The organism is Asaia lannensis NBRC 102526, assembly GCF_024054035.1.
Classification (GTDB): Bacteria; Pseudomonadota; Alphaproteobacteria; order Acetobacterales; family Acetobacteraceae; genus Asaia; species Asaia lannensis.
In genome coordinates, this window is sequence record NZ_JAMXQU010000006.1 from 49,189 (window position 1) to 67,087 (window position 17,899).

The 17,899-nt window shown below is 60.3% G+C and carries 16 protein-coding genes; 4 read left to right on the forward strand and 12 right to left on the reverse strand.

The window, feature by feature from the left end; translation table 11 throughout:
* Nucleotides 1-16 precede the first annotated feature (16 nt).
* Nucleotides 17-1,576, forward strand: coding sequence for a TolC family protein (locus NF685_RS09420; RefSeq protein WP_252849450.1), 1,560 nt, complete (start codon nucleotides 17-19; stop codon nucleotides 1,574-1,576).
* Nucleotides 1,577-1,584: 8 nt separating this feature from the next.
* Nucleotides 1,585-2,079 (forward strand): MarR family winged helix-turn-helix transcriptional regulator, encoded by a 495-nt coding sequence (locus tag NF685_RS09425; RefSeq protein ID WP_252849451.1) that lies wholly within the window; start codon nucleotides 1,585-1,587, stop codon nucleotides 2,077-2,079.
* Between the two features lie 84 nt (nucleotides 2,080-2,163).
* Here the strand turns inward: NF685_RS09425 and NF685_RS09430 are convergent, their stop codons facing one another.
* The 3 genes from NF685_RS09430 to NF685_RS09440 all read right to left on the reverse strand — a co-directional run bounded on the left by NF685_RS09430 (nucleotide 2,164) and on the right by NF685_RS09440 (nucleotide 5,880).
* On the reverse strand, nucleotides 2,164-3,291 hold the full coding sequence (locus NF685_RS09430) for a pyridoxal-phosphate-dependent aminotransferase family protein (protein WP_252849516.1): 1,128 nt from the start codon (nucleotides 3,289-3,291) through the stop codon (nucleotides 2,164-2,166).
* 41 nt (nucleotides 3,292-3,332) lie between these two features.
* Entirely contained in the window at nucleotides 3,333-4,574 is a 1,242-nt protein-coding gene (locus NF685_RS09435) for an allantoate amidohydrolase (protein WP_252849452.1), read from the reverse strand.
* Between the two features lie 142 nt (nucleotides 4,575-4,716).
* On the reverse strand, nucleotides 4,717-5,880 hold the full coding sequence (locus NF685_RS09440; protein WP_252849453.1) for an FAD-dependent monooxygenase: 1,164 nt from the start codon (nucleotides 5,878-5,880) through the stop codon (nucleotides 4,717-4,719).
* Nucleotides 5,881-5,976: 96 nt separating this feature from the next.
* Between NF685_RS09440 and NF685_RS09445 the strand changes: the two genes are divergently transcribed.
* Complete coding sequence (locus NF685_RS09445; protein WP_252849454.1) at nucleotides 5,977-6,627, forward strand: TetR/AcrR family transcriptional regulator; 651 nt, start codon at nucleotides 5,977-5,979, stop codon at nucleotides 6,625-6,627.
* An 80-nt stretch (nucleotides 6,628-6,707) separates the two neighbouring features.
* On the opposite strand, the gene NF685_RS09450 is transcribed toward NF685_RS09445, so the two are convergent.
* From NF685_RS09450 to NF685_RS09490, 9 genes are all read right to left on the reverse strand, one after another.
* The gene (locus tag NF685_RS09450) at nucleotides 6,708-7,622 is read right to left on the reverse strand and encodes an FAD-binding protein (RefSeq protein ID WP_222546287.1); all 915 of its coding nucleotides are present in this window, start codon (nucleotides 7,620-7,622) and stop codon (nucleotides 6,708-6,710) included.
* A 2-nt stretch (nucleotides 7,623-7,624) separates the two neighbouring features.
* The gene (locus NF685_RS09455; protein ID WP_222546286.1) at nucleotides 7,625-8,374 is read right to left on the reverse strand and encodes an electron transfer flavoprotein subunit beta/FixA family protein; all 750 of its coding nucleotides are present in this window, start codon (nucleotides 8,372-8,374) and stop codon (nucleotides 7,625-7,627) included.
* A 59-nt stretch (nucleotides 8,375-8,433) separates the two neighbouring features.
* Nucleotides 8,434-10,077: an electron transfer flavoprotein-ubiquinone oxidoreductase gene (locus NF685_RS09460; RefSeq protein WP_252849455.1), complete on the reverse strand. Its 1,644-nt coding sequence runs from the start codon at nucleotides 10,075-10,077 to the stop codon at nucleotides 8,434-8,436.
* Nucleotides 10,078-10,101: 24 nt separating this feature from the next.
* Nucleotides 10,102-10,815 carry a tRNA (guanine(46)-N(7))-methyltransferase TrmB gene (gene trmB / locus NF685_RS09465; RefSeq protein ID WP_252849517.1) on the reverse strand — a complete coding sequence of 238 codons (714 nt, stop codon included), beginning with the start codon at nucleotides 10,813-10,815 and terminating at the stop codon, nucleotides 10,102-10,104.
* A gap of 9 nt (nucleotides 10,816-10,824) precedes the next feature.
* On the reverse strand, nucleotides 10,825-12,012 hold the full coding sequence (metK, locus tag NF685_RS09470) for a methionine adenosyltransferase (RefSeq protein ID WP_222546284.1): 1,188 nt from the start codon (nucleotides 12,010-12,012) through the stop codon (nucleotides 10,825-10,827).
* Nucleotides 12,013-12,158: 146 nt separating this feature from the next.
* The gene (dapB, locus tag NF685_RS09475; RefSeq protein ID WP_252849456.1) at nucleotides 12,159-12,902 is read right to left on the reverse strand and encodes a 4-hydroxy-tetrahydrodipicolinate reductase; all 744 of its coding nucleotides are present in this window, start codon (nucleotides 12,900-12,902) and stop codon (nucleotides 12,159-12,161) included.
* Nucleotides 12,903-12,907: 5 nt separating this feature from the next.
* Nucleotides 12,908-14,059, reverse strand: coding sequence for a molecular chaperone DnaJ (gene dnaJ / locus NF685_RS09480; protein WP_252849457.1), 1,152 nt, complete (start codon nucleotides 14,057-14,059; stop codon nucleotides 12,908-12,910).
* Nucleotides 14,060-14,301: 242 nt separating this feature from the next.
* A complete protein-coding gene (dnaK, locus tag NF685_RS09485; protein ID WP_222546281.1) occupies nucleotides 14,302-16,206 on the reverse strand; it encodes a molecular chaperone DnaK in 1,905 nt (634 codons plus the stop codon).
* A gap of 129 nt (nucleotides 16,207-16,335) precedes the next feature.
* Nucleotides 16,336-16,914 carry a nucleotide exchange factor GrpE gene (locus NF685_RS09490; protein ID WP_252849458.1) on the reverse strand — a complete coding sequence of 193 codons (579 nt, stop codon included), beginning with the start codon at nucleotides 16,912-16,914 and terminating at the stop codon, nucleotides 16,336-16,338.
* Between the two features lie 261 nt (nucleotides 16,915-17,175).
* Here NF685_RS09490 and NF685_RS09495 point away from each other — a divergent pair, with 261 nt between their 5' ends.
* The gene (locus tag NF685_RS09495) at nucleotides 17,176-17,889 is read left to right on the forward strand and encodes a response regulator transcription factor (RefSeq protein ID WP_222546279.1); all 714 of its coding nucleotides are present in this window, start codon (nucleotides 17,176-17,178) and stop codon (nucleotides 17,887-17,889) included.
* The last annotated feature ends 10 nt before the right edge of the window (nucleotides 17,890-17,899 follow it).

Here is a 17,899-nt window from a genome sequence, read left to right on the forward strand (position 1 = left end):
AAGCCGGATTTCCCCGATGACGAGACTGTCTCTTCCCCTGATCGCTGCAGGCCTCATTCTGTCAGGATGCAACGATACACGCGACCTTGCGCCGGAACGCGCGGACCGGGCATGGCATCCGCATAAATCCACCGGGTTGAGCCTGCCTGCCAGCATACGTTCCCCTTCCTTTACTGCCGGATCTGACGGGGTAAATGCGGGTGGGAATACGTCCGCCCTGATGACGCGTCCCGATCATCCCGGCATGGTTTTACCGGAGAATCAGGATCGCGCCCTGTCCCTGCCGCAGCTGATCGATCTTGCCGAGCGCAACAATCCAAGAACACGCGTGGCCTGGGAGGCCGCACGCCAGGCCGCGATCGGTGTTGGCATGTCGCGCGCAGCAATGCTGCCCCAGCTCACGTTTTCCGCCATGGGCGGGTTTCAGCGCATGGCCTTGCCTCTGCCGAACTATCTGTCGAGCCGTGGCTATCTGACATCCAATGGCGCGGCGGCCTTTCCGAAACTCGAGCTGGATTATCTGCTGCTCGATTTCGGCAGAACCCGCGCGCAGATCAATGAAGCGAAATACCAGACACTGGCTGCCAATTTCGGTTTCTCGGCCGTTCATCAGCAGCTGATTCTCGACGTCATCAGCGCTTATCACGCGCAGCAGGCCGCACAGGCCATCGTCGCAGCGTCGCATCATGCCGTCGAGAACATGGCGATCCTGCTGCAATCGGCCCAGTCGCGTCACGATCATGGCGAAGCGACGATTATCGATGTCGCGACGGCACAGCGCAATCTGGCGCAGGCGCGTTTCGATCTGGACAAGGCGAACGATGCCGAGCACGGGGCACGTCATGCCCTGCTCGAGGTGACCGGCCTGCCTGCAACCTTGCCGCTCGCCATCGATGCGATGCCCGCCCGTGCCCTGCCCAGAAGCACGCCCGGACAGATCAGACAGCTGGTCGATCAGGCGCTTGCCTCACGCCCCGACCTGATGGCCGACATTGCCAAGCTGCGCGCCTCCGATGAAGCCGTTCTGGCGTCGAAAGCTGCCCTCAGGCCCCGTGTGGCCTTTGCCGGGACAGCATCGGGTTATCTGGGTGGGCTGAAAACCTACGGAACAGGAAGAAATGCGCCAGCTTCGACGATTGCCCAGCCTGAAGCCGGCGCCTTTTTGCAGGTCAGCTGGCCGATCTATCAGGGTGGATTACGCGCCAATGCCATTCACATGGCTGAATCGCGTCGCGATGAAGCAGAGGCCACCCTGCTCAAGGACCGACTGAGCATAGAGCGACAGGTGGCCGATAGTCAGGACGCGCTCGAAACGGCGCTTGCACAGGTGAAATCGGCCGAGGTTCTGAACCGGGCTGCCCAGACAGCCAATGATGGCGCAACGCAGGCTTATGCCCATGGTGTCGGCACCATGACAGATGCCTCGACCGCAGCGGCCGCCCTGTTCGAAGCCCAGGCAGCCCTCGCGGTCAGCACGGCCCAGGCTTTCACCAAGGCGGCCGCTCTGGCGCATGCGACCGGTCAGCTCGACCTTGTGAACAACGTGCCCGATACCTTGTCTGATTCTGTGCCCTGATGAGTGAAATGAGCGAAACCATGACCATGGGGCGCATGATGGCGCTGATTGCGCGTCGCTGGCGTCAGATCCTCGATACGCGATTGCGCCCTCATGACCTGACAGATGCCACATGGCAGCCCCTGCTTGAGTTACAGCGCCATGGGCGCCCCATGCATCCCAAGGAAATTGCCGAAGCGCTCCTGCTCGACAAATCCTCCATGGTGCGCATTCTGCGCACGCTGGAAGACAAGGGCTTCGTCACCAGAGAACCCGATGAGGAAGACAAACGGGCGTTCTATGTGAAACTGACCGAGGATGGCGCTCTGCGTCTGAATGAGGTGCTACGCCTGTCGCGCCAGATCGAGCAGCATGCGACAGACGGGATCGACGAAGCTGATCTTGCAGCAACGCGGCGTGTTCTGGGGCAAATTCTCGTCCGATTGAACGCACCGACCCTGCCGGATGAGGAAAACCGGGCGATGGCGAGCGAGCATTCGAGGAAACACGAGACGATCGCCTGAAACGATCCTGCCACGATCAGGCAGGGCCGTTACGATAAATACCCGCAACCGTTAACGGCGCTTACCTGTTCAGGCGGAGCCCGTTTACTTCTCGCTTTCCAGAACGGCTTTCAGCGCAGCAAGGGTCAGGCGCACCTTGTGCAACTCGGCGTTGTAACCCATCGCGCCCAGACGCCAGATCTTGCCCACCAGCGGACCAAATGCGGTGCCGATCTCGATCTGGTATTCGTCGCGCATACGGGCCCGCACACGCTCGCCATTGATGCCTTCGGGAATATAGACCCCCGTGACATTGCTCATGCGATAGGCATCCTGCCCGTAGAGCGTCAGACCGAGACCGCGCAGCCCCTCCGACATGGCCTTGCCCGCGGCCACATGGCGGGCAAAACGGTTTTCCAGTCCCTCTTCCAGCACCAGACGGGCACATTCGCGCGCGGCGTAGAGCATCGACGTGGCTTCGGTATGGTGGTTCAGCCGCTTTTCGGACCAGTAATCCATGACCATGGCGAGGTCGAAATAGTTCGAGCGGATGAACGGGCGCGTGCCATCGCTGATGTCTTCACGACGAATACCGCTCTCGACCTTGCGTCGTGAGAAAATGAATTCGGCAGCGCGGTCGGAGATCGTGATGGGCGCGCTGCCCGGCGGACCGCCCATGCATTTCTGCAATCCGGCCGAGACCACGTCGATTTGCCATTCATCGGTGCGGACCGGCATGCCGCCAAGGGTTGCTGTGGCATCGATATAGGAAAGCGCGCCATAGCGGCGGCACAAAGCCCCCACGCCTTCCAGTGGCTGTGCCGTGGTGGTGGAAGTGTCGCCATGAATGGCGGCAAACACGGCGGGACGATGTTCGGCGAGTGCAGCCTCGATCTGCTCGAGCGTGGCCACCTGACCCCATTCCAGATCGATGGTCGCGATTTCGGCACCCAGACGTTCGGCAATCTCGCCCAGCAACATGCCAAAACGCCCGGAGCGGATGAGCAGAACCTTGGCACCTGGCTCGATCAGAGAGGTCAGGGCGGCCTCGATGCCGGCGCGGGCCGAGCCGTCGATCAGGAACGTCCAGCGATTTTCGGTCATGAACACCTGACGATAAAGCGCCATCGTCTGGTTCATGTAGTCGGTCATCTCGGGATCGAACTGGCCGAGCATGTCCGCCCCCATGGCACGCAGCACACGCGGATGCACATTGATGGGCCCCGGTCCCATCAGAAGGCGTTGCGGCGGGTCGATCTCACCGAAAAAACTGCTCACATCGTTTCTCCAAGTCGCGTGACGAAAGTCACCATGGCCTGATGCGCCGCCTCGACATCGGCGTCATCGACAGATTCTGCTGGATTATGGCTGATCCCGCCCTTGCAGCGGATAAACAGCATGGTCATCGGGGCCAGATGCGCCATGATCATGGCATCGTGTCCGGCCTGGCTGAGCAGCATGGGGGGCATGCTGCCCTGACGCTCTTCCACGGCGCGCCCGAGCAGCCCGGTCAGACGTTCATCGCAAAGCGCGCCGGCCAGATCCTGAATGCGCTCTATATCGAGACGGACGCGCCTGCGTGTGCAGATCGCCTGCAGGGCATCGCTGACCTGCTGGGCGGCATCCTCGCGCACACCCGGTGTCACGGCGCGGATATCGACGGTCAGAATGACCTTTCCCGGCACGATATTTGGGGCTCCGTTTTCAACTTCGAGCCAGCCTACCGTCGTGACCAGATCGATCGGATCCTGTGCGCCGATACGTTCTATGGCCGAAATGGCCTCGGCGGCAGCGGCCAGGGCATCGCGTCTTTCGTGCATGGCCGTCCCGGCATGATCGGCTTCGCCCGTCAAGGTGACACGAAAGCGGTATTGCGAGGCAATGCCACGCACGAGGCCGAGCGGCAGATCGGCACGTTCCAGATGGGGAGCCTGTTCGATATGGGCCTCGACATAGGCCAGAACATTGTCGCGTCTGGCTGTGGCGAAACGCGAAACATCCAGACCCCAGTCATCGAGAGCCTGACGAAGCGAAATGCCGTCGCGATCCGTCACAGTATCATCGATCTGCTGGGATAGCCCGGCAGCAGAACGCGACCCCATCATATAGGTAGGAAAACGCGATCCTTCCTCATCGCCAAAGCCGATGACCTCTATGGCAAAAGGCAGTCGAAGACCGCGCTCGTGAAAATAGGCGACCGTCTCGATACCGAGTGTCACGCCCAGCATGCCATCATAACGCCCGCCATCGCGCACGCTATCGACGTGCGAGCCAATCAGCAGCACAGGTGCGTCGGGTGTTGCGGCATCGTAATGACCGATAATATTGCCTGTGGCGTCGGTTTCGACGCTCATGCCAGCCTGGTCCATCCACTGGGCCAGCCTGCCGATCGTGGCCCTGTGTGCAGGACCCAGATAGGGGCGAAACAGCCCATCTGTCTGATCGCTGTAAGGCGCGATACCGAGTTCATCGCAGCGGGCGCGCGCCCGGAATCCACCAGCAGGAATTTCGGTCATTTGAGTCATGTATACAAGCATGTCTCATGGCGGTGGGAAACACAATCGAAAGCTGTCTTCAGGGAGAAATTCGGTCAATCAAGATGCATCCGGGTCATGAATGCGAATGCAAGGGAAGAGATATCGCTGAAAAGCAGGAGTTTTAGCGAGCCTGTTTCCGGTCAACTCTGCCCGCTTTGTTCCTGAACCGACGCATGACCTGCCAGAGTATCCTGCGTGCCCAAAGTGACAGGATTGTCGAAGGGACGAAAAGCTCGGATCTGATACGCACGAAGCGCTGATGCCTGCGGATGAAAGGGCGCATTCCGGCTTCGAAAAACCTCAGGGCGGCTTCAGTATCGTCTGGATACGCGGCGAGTGCTGCGCCTAATGCGACACCGCCCATCATTCCGGCAGAAGCGCCCATTCCGGAGTAAAGCGTCAGACACCAGGCGGCATCTCCCAGGAGTATAATGCGACCTTTCGACCAATGACGCATTCTGACCATCTGTACGTCATCGGAGAGGTAATCATCGCTTTTCTCGAGATCCTCGAGTGCTGCGGAAACGACACCACCGACATCGAGATTGCTGAAGATCCTGCGCAGGGCAGATGCCGGTGCCTTGCGTACGAGAGGATCATTTTTTTTCCGACGATAGGAAAACAGGGCTGTGCTTGGTTTTCCCTCAAGAGGAAAAATGGTGAGTGTGCGACGCGTATCGGCAATCATGAGTCCGTCGCCGGGCTCCAGGCCGGGGACAGGACGCAAGAGCGGGAAAGCACAGAGGCTTGTTTTCAAAGGGTAGATGAATCTGCCATCCGGTCCGAAAATCATGCGGCGGACCTGTGAGTGGACACCATCTGCACCGATAACGAGATCGTATGTCTCTTCATCCCTGTCGGTGCCACACATGTTCAACCTGACAACCACACCGTTCGGAGTTGCCTCGATCAGGGTCGGGTAGCTCTCGAAGCGGATCTCGACACGCCCTTCGATGGACTGCCAGAGCGCCTCTTCGATATCGCCACGCATCACGGCAATCGGCGTTTCTGTTTCACCTGTCAGGTCGGCAACAGCCCTCCGGCTGCCATCCTTGCGGATATCCCAGAAGCGCAAGCGCGCCGGGGTACGTTTTTCCATCCTGTCCAGAACACCGAGTTGTCGTGCAGCTTCCCGACCTTCGTCACGCAGACCAATGAAATATCCGCCCTTGCGCCTCTCGGGGGCGCGTTCGGCAATAACCGGAACCCAGCCTTGCCTCATCAGCGCTATGGCCGCAGACATGCCTGTAATACCCAGCCCTACGATAAGCGCGCGTTTTGTCATGACAGCCTGTTCCAATCGGGTTATCTCTTATCTGAACATTGAATAGATAAAGCATCGCATCAATCTGAACGTCGTTCAATAGAAAGGAAGCTGGCGTTGTCTCGTGCGCGTTATCATCATGGCGATCTGCGTACCGCCCTCATCGAGGCGGCAGAGGAAATCATCTGCGAAACAGGGGTGGAGGGGTTTACTCTACGCAAGGCGGCCGGTCGGGCTGGGGTTTCTCCCGGAGCGCCATCTCATCATTTCGGTGACATGAAGGGCCTGCTGACGGCGGTGGCTATTCGCGTATTCGATCGTCTGGGGGAGGCTCTCGATATTCTGCCGCAGACAAATCATCCAGCATCCGACCTGAGATGTCTTGCAAAGGGATATGTCCGCTTTGCGGCTGAGCACCCTGGTTTTTTCAGGCTTATCTGTCGTGTGGATCTGATCGACTGCCGAGATCCTGTTTTTCTGGAAGCGTCTTATACGGCCCTGTCGCCCCTCACCCGTGCCATCGCCGTCTATTACGGTCACGAGGTGCCTGAGCGTTCTGACAGAAACGGTCAAAGCGAGAACGGGCCGTTGCTGCGGCCTAATCATGTCAGTGCCATGGCGACCGTGCATGGACTGGCGCATATGGTGCTTGAAGGACGGCCAGCCCTCGTGTTCGAAACCGAGGATCCGGTGCGCACCTTCATGGAGACGGCGTTGCCGGATATTCTTGCCGCATCCTGGCCGGACAGGAAGACCATCTCGCGCTGAAAATCGCCAGCAGAGGCTTCAGGACAGGCGCGATAACATGAGCCTGCCCGTCCCGGTGGGGCGGGCAGGCTCGAAGGCGATCAGGCGCCCAGTTCAGCCTTGAGCTGAGGCAGAACCTCGAACAAATCGCCCACGAGGCCATAATCGGCCACGTTGAAGATCGGGGCTTCGGGGTCCATGTTGATGGCCACAATCACGCGGCTGTCCTTCATGCCTGCCAGATGCTGGATCGCGCCGGATAGACCCACCGCGATATAGAGATCGGGGGCGACGATCTTGCCGGTCTGTCCGACCTGCATCTCGTTGGGGGCAAACCCGGCATCCACTGCCGCACGCGAGGCGCCGATGGCGGCACCCAGCTTGTCGGCCACAGGTTCGAGCAGCTTGAAATTGGCAGCGTCTTTCAGACCGCGGCCGCCGGAAATCACCACGCGTGCCGATTCCAGCTCGGGGCGATCCGAATGGGTCAGCTCGATGCCGACATACTCGGCATCCGGCACTTCGACAGCAGCCGAGACGGCCTCGATCGGGGCAGCGGTTTCGCCCAGCTTTGCCGCTTCGAAACTGGCGTTACGCACAGTCAGAACCTTGATCGCATCGCGCGAGCGCACGGTGGATAGCGCGCTGCCTGCATAGATCGGACGCACGAACGTATCGGCATCGATGATCTCGATCACTTCGGTAATCGGCTGCACGTCCAGCAGCCCTGCTACGCGCGGCAGGGTGTTCTTGCCATAGGCCGTCGCGGCGGAAACGATATGATCGTAATCCTTGGCGCGATCGGCAATCAGGGCGGCGATGCATTCGGCCAGCTGGGGCGTGGATTCGGCATGAAGAACGCGGATGATCCCCTCGATCTTCGCGGCTTCCTGTGCGCCTTCTGCGCCGACCAGCAGCACATCCACATCACCGAAAGTCCGTGCGGCGGCCACAGCGGAAAGACTTGCCTTCTTGATGGAGGCGCCTTCGGCTTCGATCAGAACCAGAGTTGTCATGATCAGATCACCTTCGCTTCGTCACGCAGCTTGCCGACCAGCTCGGCAACGCTCGACACCTTGATACCGGCCTGACGCACGGGCGGCTCGACCACTTTCACTGTTTCCAGCCGCGGGGCTATATCCACACCCAGCGTATCGGCAGCGATAGTTTCGAGCGGCTTTTTCTTGGCCTTCATGATGTTGGGCATGGTGGCGTAGCGCGGCTCGTTGAGACGCAGGTCGGTGGTCACCACGGCCGGCAGCGCCAGACGCACGGTTTCGAGCCCGCCATCGGCTTCGCGCACCACGGTAACGCGTCCGTCTTCCACGCTCACCGAACTGGCGAATGTGCCCTGCGGCCAGTTGAGGCGTGCCGCCAGGATCTGGCCGGTTGCATTCATGTCGTCATCGATGGCCTGCTTGCCCATGATGACCAGACCGGGGTTTTCGCGATCCACGATGGTCTTGAGCAGCTTGGCAACGGCCAGCGGCTCAAGCTCGGCATCGGTCTGAACCAGAATGGCGCGATCGGCGCCCATGGCCATGGCCGTGCGCAGAACGGGCTGGGCCTCGGCCACGCCGATGGTCACTACCACGATTTCTGAAGCAGCGCCTTTTTCGCGGAGCCTGACGGCTTCCTCGACAGCAATTTCATCGAAGGGATTCATCGACATCTTCACGCCTTGCGTGTCGACGCCGCTGTTATCGGCCTTGACGCGGGGCTTGATGTTGTAATCCACCACCCGCTTGACCGGGACCACTATCTTCATCTGTTTCTCGCCGATCCTGGAATTTGTCGTCAGGGTTCATACCGTATTGCGACTCAAAATCACATACCGACAGGATAATTCGGGCCACCTGCCCCTTCGGGCACGCACCAGTCGATATTCTGTGTCGGATCCTTGATGTCGCAGGTCTTGCAGTGCACGCAGTTCTGCGCGTTGATCTGCAGGCGCATGGTGCTGTTTTCTTCCAGCGCCTCATAAACGCCAGCCGGGCAGTAGCGGCTTTCGGGCGAACGGAAAATGCCCCAGTTGACCGGCAGCCATTTCGACGGATCGCGCAGTTTCAGATGGACTGGCTGATCCTCCTCATGATTGGTGCCCGACAGGAACACCGATGAGGTCAGGTCGAACGTAAGTGCCCCATCGGGCTTGGGATAGGCGATGGGCTTGCACTGATCGGCAGGCTTGAGCGCCTCGTGATCCGTATGACGGAAATGCAGCGTCCATGGTGCGCGACCGCGGAAAATCAGACTGTCGATTCCGGCATAAAGCGCGCCGAGGCGATTGCCCCAGCGGGCAAAAGCGGGGCGCACATTGCGGGCCTCGAACAGTTCCTTGAACAGCCATGAACTCTTGAAGCGCCGCGTATAGCTTGTCGCCTCGCAGGGGCCTTCGCCCCCCAGCGCCTCGGCCACGGCTTCGGCGGCCAGCATGCCCGATTTCATGGCTGTGTGCGTGCCCTTGATCTTGGGCATATTCAGAAAACCCGCAGAATCGCCCGCCAGCACACCGCCCGGAAAAGACAGGCGCGGCAGAGACTGGAAGCCACCTTCAGACAGTGCGCGCGCGCCATAGATCAGGCGACGGCCCCCTTCGAGATGCTTCGCGAATTCGGGGTGCTTCTTGACGCGCTGCATCTCCTGAAAGGGAGAGAGCCAGGTATTGCTGTAGTCCAGCCCGGTGACGAAACCGTAGGAAACGAGGTTTTCGCCAAAATGATAGAGCCAGGCCCCGCCATAGGTGCCGTCATCCATCGGCCAGCCGAAGCTGTGCTGCACGAAGCCGGGCTTGTGCTTCTCGGCGGGAATTTCCCAGACTTCCTTGATGCCCAGCCCGTAGGTTTGCGGGTCTACACCCTGACGCAGATTGAACTGCTTCATGACGCGCTGGCTGATCGAGCCGCGCACCCCTTCTGTCAGGATGGTCTGTTTTGCACGCAGGATCATGCCCGGTGCGAAGTTCGGCCCCTGCTCGCCTTCGCGCGTTACGCCCATATCGCCGGTGATCACACCGCACAGACGGCCGTCTTCGATATAGGGTTCGGCAGCGGCAAAGCCGGGATAGATCTCGACGCCTATTTCCTCGGCCTGGGCGCCAAGCCAGCGACAGACTTCGCCCAGAGACACGACATAATTGCCGTGATTGGCCATGGCGGGCATGAGCCTGTCGATGAAGGGAATGGCAAAACCGCGCTTTTCAGTGAGGAAGAGCACTTTTTCTTCCGTCACCGGGGTTTTCAGCGGTGCGCCGCGTTCCTGCCAGTCGGGGAAGAGTTCGGCGAGTGCACGCGGTTCGATCACGGCACCCGAGACGATATGCGCCCCGATCTCACTGCCTTTTTCAACCAGACAGATCGTGGCATCCGGCATGAGCTGACGCAGGCGTATCGCGGCGGAGAGCCCGGCAGGGCCGCCACCGACGATGACCACGTCGAATTCCATTTCTTCGCGTTCGATTTGCGTGCTCATGCGCGGTTCCGATCCGTTCCGGTATCAGGCCCCGCGTCGCGTGAACGTCCAGTAGAACGGCACGCGGCCTTCGCGGTAGGCCTTGGCTTCATAGCGTGTGGGCGACCAGCTTTCAGGGCGTTCGCCCTTGGCTGGCGGCGGGGCGTCGAACAGGTCCTGTGCCCCCATGATCTCGAACACCCAGTCCTGATAAACGGGGTGATCGCTCGCAACGCGCCAGACTGCGCCCGGCTTCAGCAGACGGGCGAGTTCACGGATATTCTCCGGGTGGATGAAGCGACGCTTGGCATGGCGTGCCTTGGGCCACGGATCGGGGAACATCAGATAAGCGCGGTCGAGACAGCCATCGGGCAGGGATTTCAGTAAAAGCCGTGCGTCATCCGGCCAGATACGGAAATGATCCGGCGGTGTGATGGTGTCTTCTTCCCCTTCCGGCACGATGCGGGACATGAGGGAGCACAGACCGTTCTCGAAAACTTCAGAGGCAATATAGCCGACATCGGGATTGCGCTGCGCCTGATCGAGCGCATGCTCACCCCCGCCGAACCCGATTTCGAGCCAGAGCTGATCGACCGGAGCGCCGGTAAAGGCGGCTTTCGGATCGGCAGCCTGCTCGGGGTTCAGGCGTAGCCTTGGCAGCGCCTCATCGAGAAGACGCTGCTGGCGGGCGCGTAGTGGATGCCCGCGCTGGCGGCCGTAAAGCCGCTCAGGCTGGGACTTGAGAGACGTGTCAGACAGCTTGGGACCTCAGCGGTTGAGGGCACCGCGCAGCGAGCTGACCAGATCGGTCTGCTCCCACGTGAAGTTGTCCAGCACCGGATCGGGCACGCGACCGAAATGACCATAGGCCGAGGTCGGCACATAGATCGGACGGTTCAGGCGCAGATGCTTGCGGATACCGCGCGGCGACAGATCGACCAGTTCGTTCAGCAGCTTGCCGAGGCGCGCTTCGTCGATATCCTTGCCCGTGCCGTCGAGATCGACATAGACCGAGAGCGGCTTGGACACGCCAATGGCGTAGCTGAGCTGGATGGTGCAGCGATCGGACAGACCGGCAGCGACCACGTTCTTGGCCAGATAGCGCGCGGCATAGGCAGCCGAACGATCGACCTTGGTGGGGTCCTTGCCCGAGAAGGCGCCGCCGCCATGAGGGGCTGCACCGCCGTAAGTGTCGACGATGATCTTGCGACCCGTCAGGCCTGCATCGCCATCGGGTCCACCGATCACGAAGTTACCCGTCGGATTGACGTAGAATTCTTCTTCCGGGCACATCCAGCCTTCGGGCAGGACTTCACGGACCACTTCGCGCAGCATTTCGCGAATGGTGTTCTGGCGCATGCCTTCGATATGCTGCGTCGAGATCACGACTGAAGTCGCGCCAACGGGCTTGCCATCGACATAGCGCAGCGTGACCTGGCTCTTGGCATCCGGCAGCAGGCCGACGCCCAGTGCATGATTGCTCTTGCGATAGTCACGCACCTTTTCAAGGATCGACTGTGCATAGAAGAGCGGGGCCGGCATGAGGTGCTCGGTCTCGCGCGTGGCGAAGCCGAACATGATACCCTGATCGCCTGCGCCTTCATCCTTCTCGCCGGCGCTATCGACGCCGACAGCAATGTCAGCGGACTGCGCATGGAGCAGCGAGGTGATTTCGGCGTTCTTCCAGGAGAACCCTTCCTGATCGTAGCCGATGTCCTTGATGGCGGCACGTGCGCGCTCGATCAGCAGATCGCTGGTGATCGAGGACGGGCCGCGGACTTCACCGGCCAGAACGACGCGGTTGGTCGTGCAGAGGGTTTCGCACGCAACGCGGGCTTCCGGGTCCGCTTCGAGATAAGCGTCCAGAACGGTATCGCTGATACGGTCAGAGACCTTGTCCGGATGACCTTCAGAAACGGATTCCGATGTGAAGAGAAATTCGCCGTAGTTACGCACTCAGGGACCTCGCAGGGAATGAGTGAAAGAAAGGAGAGCGGACGCACGACAGCCTGCGCCCGACCCGCAAGAGAGGGCTGTCCTTAGAGGCATAAAGCTGCGGGGGTCAAGCGTTTGTTATGTTTCAGTCGGGCCGTGACACGCGATCAGGCACCGAATATTTCGGTCATGTCATAACATCCCGCAGGTTTACCAGCGAGCCATCTTGCGGCTTTTACGGCACCCTGTGCGAACACGCGCCGATCGAAGGCCCGATGAGACAGCGTGATCTGCTCGGTGCCCGAGGTCAGGATCAGGCTGTGCTCACCCACGATCTGACCGGCACGGAGTGAAGCGAAACCGATTGCACCTTCGCCGCGCAGCCCCGAACGATCCGTTTCCGCCACGTCCTTGAGTGCAACGCCCCGACCTTCTGCAAGACAGGCGCCAATGGCCAGGGCCGTGCCCGATGGAGCATCGCGTTTTTGCCGGTGATGGGTTTCAAGGATCTCGGCATCGTATTCGTCGGATGGGAGTTTTGCACCCAGCTGACGGGCCAGATCGAGCAGCATCGTCAGTCCGGGTGCGAAATTGGCCGCCCTGAGTACGGGGATCTGCGTCGCGGCTTCGAGAATGGCCTGTTCCGCCGCCTCGTCGAAGCCTGTCGTGCCGATAACCCAGCCACAGCCAGCCTGGGCAAAGGCCCTGGCATTGGCGACCGTAGCGGCAGGGCTGCTGACATCGATCACGACATCGCAGCATGCGGCCAGTTCGGACGGATCGGTCACGATGTGATGCTGCGGGTCGGACTGGCGTGCGAGCCCCCCTGCAAGATCGAGACCCGCGGACCTGACCTCCTCGGCACAAAGCGTGCCGAGGCGACCTGTAATCCCTGCAATGCCGATACGCATGACGCTTACTTTCCTTCGAAGAAGTCCTTGACCTTGGCGAAGAACCCCGTGTGCTCGGGATTGGCCTTTTCCTGGTCCTGAGCCTCACCGGCTTCGGCCTCGAAAGCTTCGAGCAGTTCCCTCTGACGCGCACTGAGATGATGCGGCGTTTCTACGGCGACCTGGATATACATGTCGCCCCGTGCGCTTGAGCGCAGAACGGAGAACCCCTTGCCACGCAGACGGAAATTCTCGCCCGATTGCGTGCCGGCGGGGATTTTCACCTTGGCGCGACTTCCATCGATAACCGGCACCTCGATTTCAGTGCCAAGGGCAGCCTGCGTCATGCGCAGTGGAACGCGGCAATAGATATTGGCCCCGTCACGCTGGAAAATGTCGCTGACGCCGACAGACACATGCACATAGAGATCGCCCGGCTGCACACCGCTGCCACCGGCTTCACCCTCGCCTGTCAGGCGGATGCGCGTTCCGTCTTCGACACCTGCGGGAATGGCGATTTCAAGCGTGCGCGTTTCTTCTGTTGTGCCGCTGCCCTTGCAGCTCTTGCAGGGGTTGCGCACAACCTTGCCCGAGCCCTTGCAGGTCGGGCAGGGACGCTCGACCAGAAAGAAACCCTGCTGCGCACGAACGGCTCCTGCGCCATGACAGGTGGGGCAGGTCGCATCGCCGGGATTGCTGTCAGCCGAGCCTGTTCCGTGGCAGCTCTCGCAGGCCACGCGCGTACGGATCTCGACCGGCTTCTTCACACCCGTAAAGGCTTCCGAAAGCGTGATCTCGACCTGAACCTGAATATCGCTGCCGGTGCGGCGACGCCCGCCACCACGGCGGCCGCCCATCATGTCACCGAACATCTCGAAAATGTCATCGAGGCCACCGCCCCCGAATCCACCTCCGAAACCGCCGCCGAACCCACCGCCCATACCGCCATTTTCAAAGGCGGCGTGGCCGAAGCGGTCATAGGCAGCGCGCTTTTGCTCGTCTTTCAGAACATCGTACGCTTCGTTGATTTCCTTGAACCTGTGTTCGGCTGTTTCATCCCCCGGGTTGCGGTCGGGGTGATAGCGCATGGCCTGTTTGCGATAGGCCTTTTTGAGCTCATCCGCAGAGGCGGTACGGGAGACTTCAAGAACAGCGTAGAAATCGATCTTGGTGGCCATGGGAGTCCTCGTCAGGAGATCCAGGGATCAGAAAAGCGGCCTGTAATGACCAGCGGGGGCAATGAGAGCATCACGGGGCGGAACCATCTAGATCAGGACGATCTCTGCCAGACTCATCCTGGCGATATCATCCATGGTGGTGCAGCCCCGAAGCAGAACGTCGAAACGCCCGTCCTTCCCTGAGGAAGGACGGGCGTCGAAAGCATCAGGCCTCAGGAGGGGCGAACCCCTCCTTCGGGAGATCAGTGCTTCTTGTTGTCGTCCACATCCTCGAAATCGGCATCGACGACGTTTTCGTCCTTGGCAGCATGAGCCTCGCCACCGGCGGCGCCTTCTTCTGCCTGACCGGAGGCATAGGCTGCCTGACCGATCTTCATGGCCGACTGCGTCAGACGCTCGGTTGCAGACTTCAGTGCTTCGATGTCGCTGCCGTTCATGGCTTCACGCACGGCGGCTACAGCGGCTTCCGCTTCCGACTTGTCAGCGGCAGGAACCTTGTCACCGGCTTCCGTCAGCGACTTCTCGGTCTGATGGATCAGGGCTTCAGCGTTGTTGCGCTGATCGACCATTTCACGCTTGGCCTTGTCTGCCGTGGCATTGGCCTCGGCTTCCTTCACCATGCGGTCGATATCGGCTTCGGTCAGACCGCCAGATGCCTGGATCTTGATCTGCTGTTCCTTGCCGGTCGCCTTGTCCTTGGCCGACACGTTGACGATACCGTTGGCATCGATGTCGAAGGTGACTTCGATCTGCGGTACGCCGCGGGGAGCCGGAGCGATGCCCGTGAGGTCGAAATTGCCAAGCAGCTTGTTGTCTGCGGCCATTTCGCGCTCGCCCTGATAGACCTTGATGGTCACGGCGCTCTGGTTGTCATCGGCAGTCGAGAAGGTCTGGCTCTTCTTGGTCGGGATCGTCGTGTTACGGTCGATCAGACGGGTGAAGACACCGCCCAGCGTTTCGATACCCAGCGAAAGCGGGGTGACGTCGAGCAGCAGGACATCCTTCACATCACCCTTGAGCACGGCACCCTGAATGGCTGCACCGATGGCCACCACTTCGTCAGGGTTGACGTTGCGGGCAGGTTCCTTGCCGAAGAACTGCTTAACGGTCTCGATGACCTTGGGCATACGCGTCATGCCACCGACGAGAATGACTTCGTCGATTTCTGCCGGTGTGACCGAAGCGTCCTTGAGAGCCGAACGACACGGACCGAGCGTACGCTGGATCAGGTCTTCAACCAGGCTTTCCAGCTTGGCGCGGGTCAGCTTGATCACGAGATGCTTCGGACCCGAAGCGTCGGCCGTGATGAAGGGCAGGTTGATCTCTGTTTCCTTGGAGGAGGAAAGCTCGATCTTGGCCTTTTCAGCGGCTTCCTTCAGGCGCTGCAGAGCCAGCTTGTCGCTGCGCAGGTCGATACCCTGCTCGCGCTTGAACTCGTCTGCGAGGTAACCGATGATGCGGTTATCGAAATCTTCACCGCCGAGGAAAGTGTCACCATTGGTGGACTTCACTTCGATCACGCCATCGGAGATCTCGAGGATCGACACGTCGAACGTGCCGCCACCAAGGTCATAAACAGCGACCGTGCCGGAATCGCGCTTGCCAAGGCCATAGGCCAGAGCAGCAGCTGTCGGCTCGTTGATGATACGCAGCACTTCGAGACCGGCGATACGACCGGCATCGCGCGTTGCCTGACGCTGGGCATCGTTGAAGTAGGCAGGAACCGTAATGACGGCTTCGGAAACGGTCTCACCGAGATAGGCTTCGGCGGTTTCCTTCATCTTGCCCAGAATGAAAGCGGAGATCTGGGCAGGAGAGTAGTCCTTGCCGCGTGCGCGGACCCAGGCGTCGCCGTTATCGCCACGTACGATCTCGTACGGGACCATTTCCTTGTCCTTGGCGACGGTCGGATCGTCATAGCGACGGCCGATCAGGCGCTTCACGGCATAGAATGTGTCGGTCGGGTTTGTGACGGCCTGACGCTTTGCTGCCTGCCCGACGAGACGCTCACCGTTTGCGGTGAAAGCGACCATGGACGGCGTGGTGCGTGCGCCTTCGCTGTTCTCGATGACCTTGGTCTCATCGCCTTCGCGAACCGCGACGCAAGAGTTTGTTGTGCCAAGGTCAATACCGATGACTTTACTCATGTTTCAGTCCTTTCAGCGGCGCTGTCCGGCCCATAAAGGCACCGGGCAACGCCCTTGTTTTCGTCTCCCTGCCTCGGCAGGGGCGGGTTACAGATAAAATCTAGGAGCGCGTGACGAGGGTTTCAAGCCTCATTGTGCGGCTTTGTTGCCACCCTTTGCCACAACGACCATGGAGGGCTTGAGCAGACGGCCATGAAGCGTCCATGTGGGTGTCCATGCCTGCATCACAGTGCCGTCAGCATGTTCGTCGCTGGGCTGTTCTGCCATGGCCTGATGCTTGTTCGCATCGAAGGTCTCGCCCACCGGGTGTTCGCAGGTAATGCCGTTGCGCTCGAGAATGCCGAGGAAGGAGCGCTCCGTGCTCTCGAAGCCCTCGCGCAGTTTGGCAACCAGACCGTCTTCGTGGTCTGTCTTCGCCGGTAGGGAGGCCAGACCACGTTGCAGGTTCTCGGCCGCCTCGACCACGTCCTTGGCGAATTTCTGCACGGCATACTGGCGTGCGTCTTCTACCTCACGCTTGGCGCGTATGCGGTAGTTCTGCATCTCGGCTTCGGAGCGCATCCATTTGTCACGAAATTCCTCGACCTTGGCTTCAAGCTCGGCAATCCGTGCTTCTGGCGTCTGCGACGAGGCATCGGTCTGGGTTTCTGCCGTTTCGGTGGCCGGGGTCTCGTTCTGTTCGTCGTGCAGCGCGTTATCTGTCGTCATCGTGGTCGCAACCTCGAAAAATCGGGCCCGGAGACCGGGCAGCTATGGGTCGGCTTCAGCGTACTCCCCCGTTGCGGGGCGAGCGTGACCGCCAGAAGCCACGAAAGACACCGGTCGATCATCAAGGGGTGATGCCCGACCGTTTTCGACTGCCCCGTCTTGGGCGCAGCCGCGTGGTAAGATATAGGTGGCTGCATCAAGCCATATGCCAACCCCCTTTTTATTGGCAACAGGCAGAAATTGAAGGCGGATGCATCGCGTATGGAGACGACAAAGCACACCATCGCCCTGGTGGATGACGATCGTAACATCCTCACTTCGGTCCAGATGACGCTGGAAGCCGAAGGGTTTGTAGTGCATGCCTATACAGATGGCGAAGCCGCCCTTCAGGGGATTCTGGCCCGCCCGGTCAGCCTTGCCGTGCTGGATATAAAAATGCCGCGTATGGATGGTATGGAGCTGTTGCAGCGTCTGCGCGCGCGCTCCGCCCTGCCGGTCATTTTCCTCTCTTCCAAGGATGAGGAACTCGATCAGCTCATGGGGCTGCGCCTGGGGGCTGACGACTACATCACCAAACCGTTCTCCCAGCGCCTGCTGCTGGAGCGCATCCGCGCCCTGCTGCGCCGTCAGGATGCAAGCCGCGCCGAAGGCAGTGGCACGGCCGGTGCCGGTGCGGCCATCGTGCGTGGCAGTCTTACGCTGGACGAGACACGCCATCAGTGTCTGTGGGCCGGTCAGGATATCATGCTCACCGTGACCGAATTCCTGCTCGTGAAGGCTCTGGCCCTGCGTCCCGGCATGGTGAAGTCGCGCGATCAGCTGATCGATGCGGCCTATGGTGAAAATATCTATGTGGATGACCGCACCATCGACAGCCATATCAAGCGCGTGCGCAAGAAGTTCAGGCAGATCGACGATAACTTCAACCAGATCGAGACGCTTTACGGCATAGGCTATCGTTACAAGGAAGACTGAACCGATCATG

Coding starts and splice junctions, on each gene's coding strand:
- NF685_RS09435 (WP_252849452.1), bottom strand. CDS start 4,574: ATGACCGAAATTCCTGCTGGTGGATTCCGGGCGCGCGCCCGCTGCGAT.
- NF685_RS09425 (WP_252849451.1), top strand. CDS start 1,585: ATGAGCGAAACCATGACCATGGGGCGCATGATGGCGCTGATTGCGCGT.
- NF685_RS09440 (WP_252849453.1), bottom strand. CDS start 5,880: ATGACAAAACGCGCGCTTATCGTAGGGCTGGGTATTACAGGCATGTCT.
- NF685_RS09420 (WP_252849450.1), top strand. CDS start 17: ATGACGAGACTGTCTCTTCCCCTGATCGCTGCAGGCCTCATTCTGTCA.
- dnaK (WP_222546281.1), bottom strand. CDS start 16,206: ATGAGTAAAGTCATCGGTATTGACCTTGGCACAACAAACTCTTGCGTC.
- NF685_RS09430 (WP_252849516.1), bottom strand. CDS start 3,291: ATGGGACCGGGGCCCATCAATGTGCATCCGCGTGTGCTGCGTGCCATG.
- NF685_RS09460 (WP_252849455.1), bottom strand. CDS start 10,077: ATGAGCACGCAAATCGAACGCGAAGAAATGGAATTCGACGTGGTCATC.
- NF685_RS09495 (WP_222546279.1), top strand. CDS start 17,176: ATGGAGACGACAAAGCACACCATCGCCCTGGTGGATGACGATCGTAAC.
- NF685_RS09450 (WP_222546287.1), bottom strand. CDS start 7,622: ATGACAACTCTGGTTCTGATCGAAGCCGAAGGCGCCTCCATCAAGAAG.
- NF685_RS09490 (WP_252849458.1), bottom strand. CDS start 16,914: ATGACGACAGATAACGCGCTGCACGACGAACAGAACGAGACCCCGGCC.
- dapB (WP_252849456.1), bottom strand. CDS start 12,902: ATGCGTATCGGCATTGCAGGGATTACAGGTCGCCTCGGCACGCTTTGT.
- dnaJ (WP_252849457.1), bottom strand. CDS start 14,059: ATGGCCACCAAGATCGATTTCTACGCTGTTCTTGAAGTCTCCCGTACC.
- NF685_RS09455 (WP_222546286.1), bottom strand. CDS start 8,374: ATGAAGATAGTGGTCCCGGTCAAGCGGGTGGTGGATTACAACATCAAG.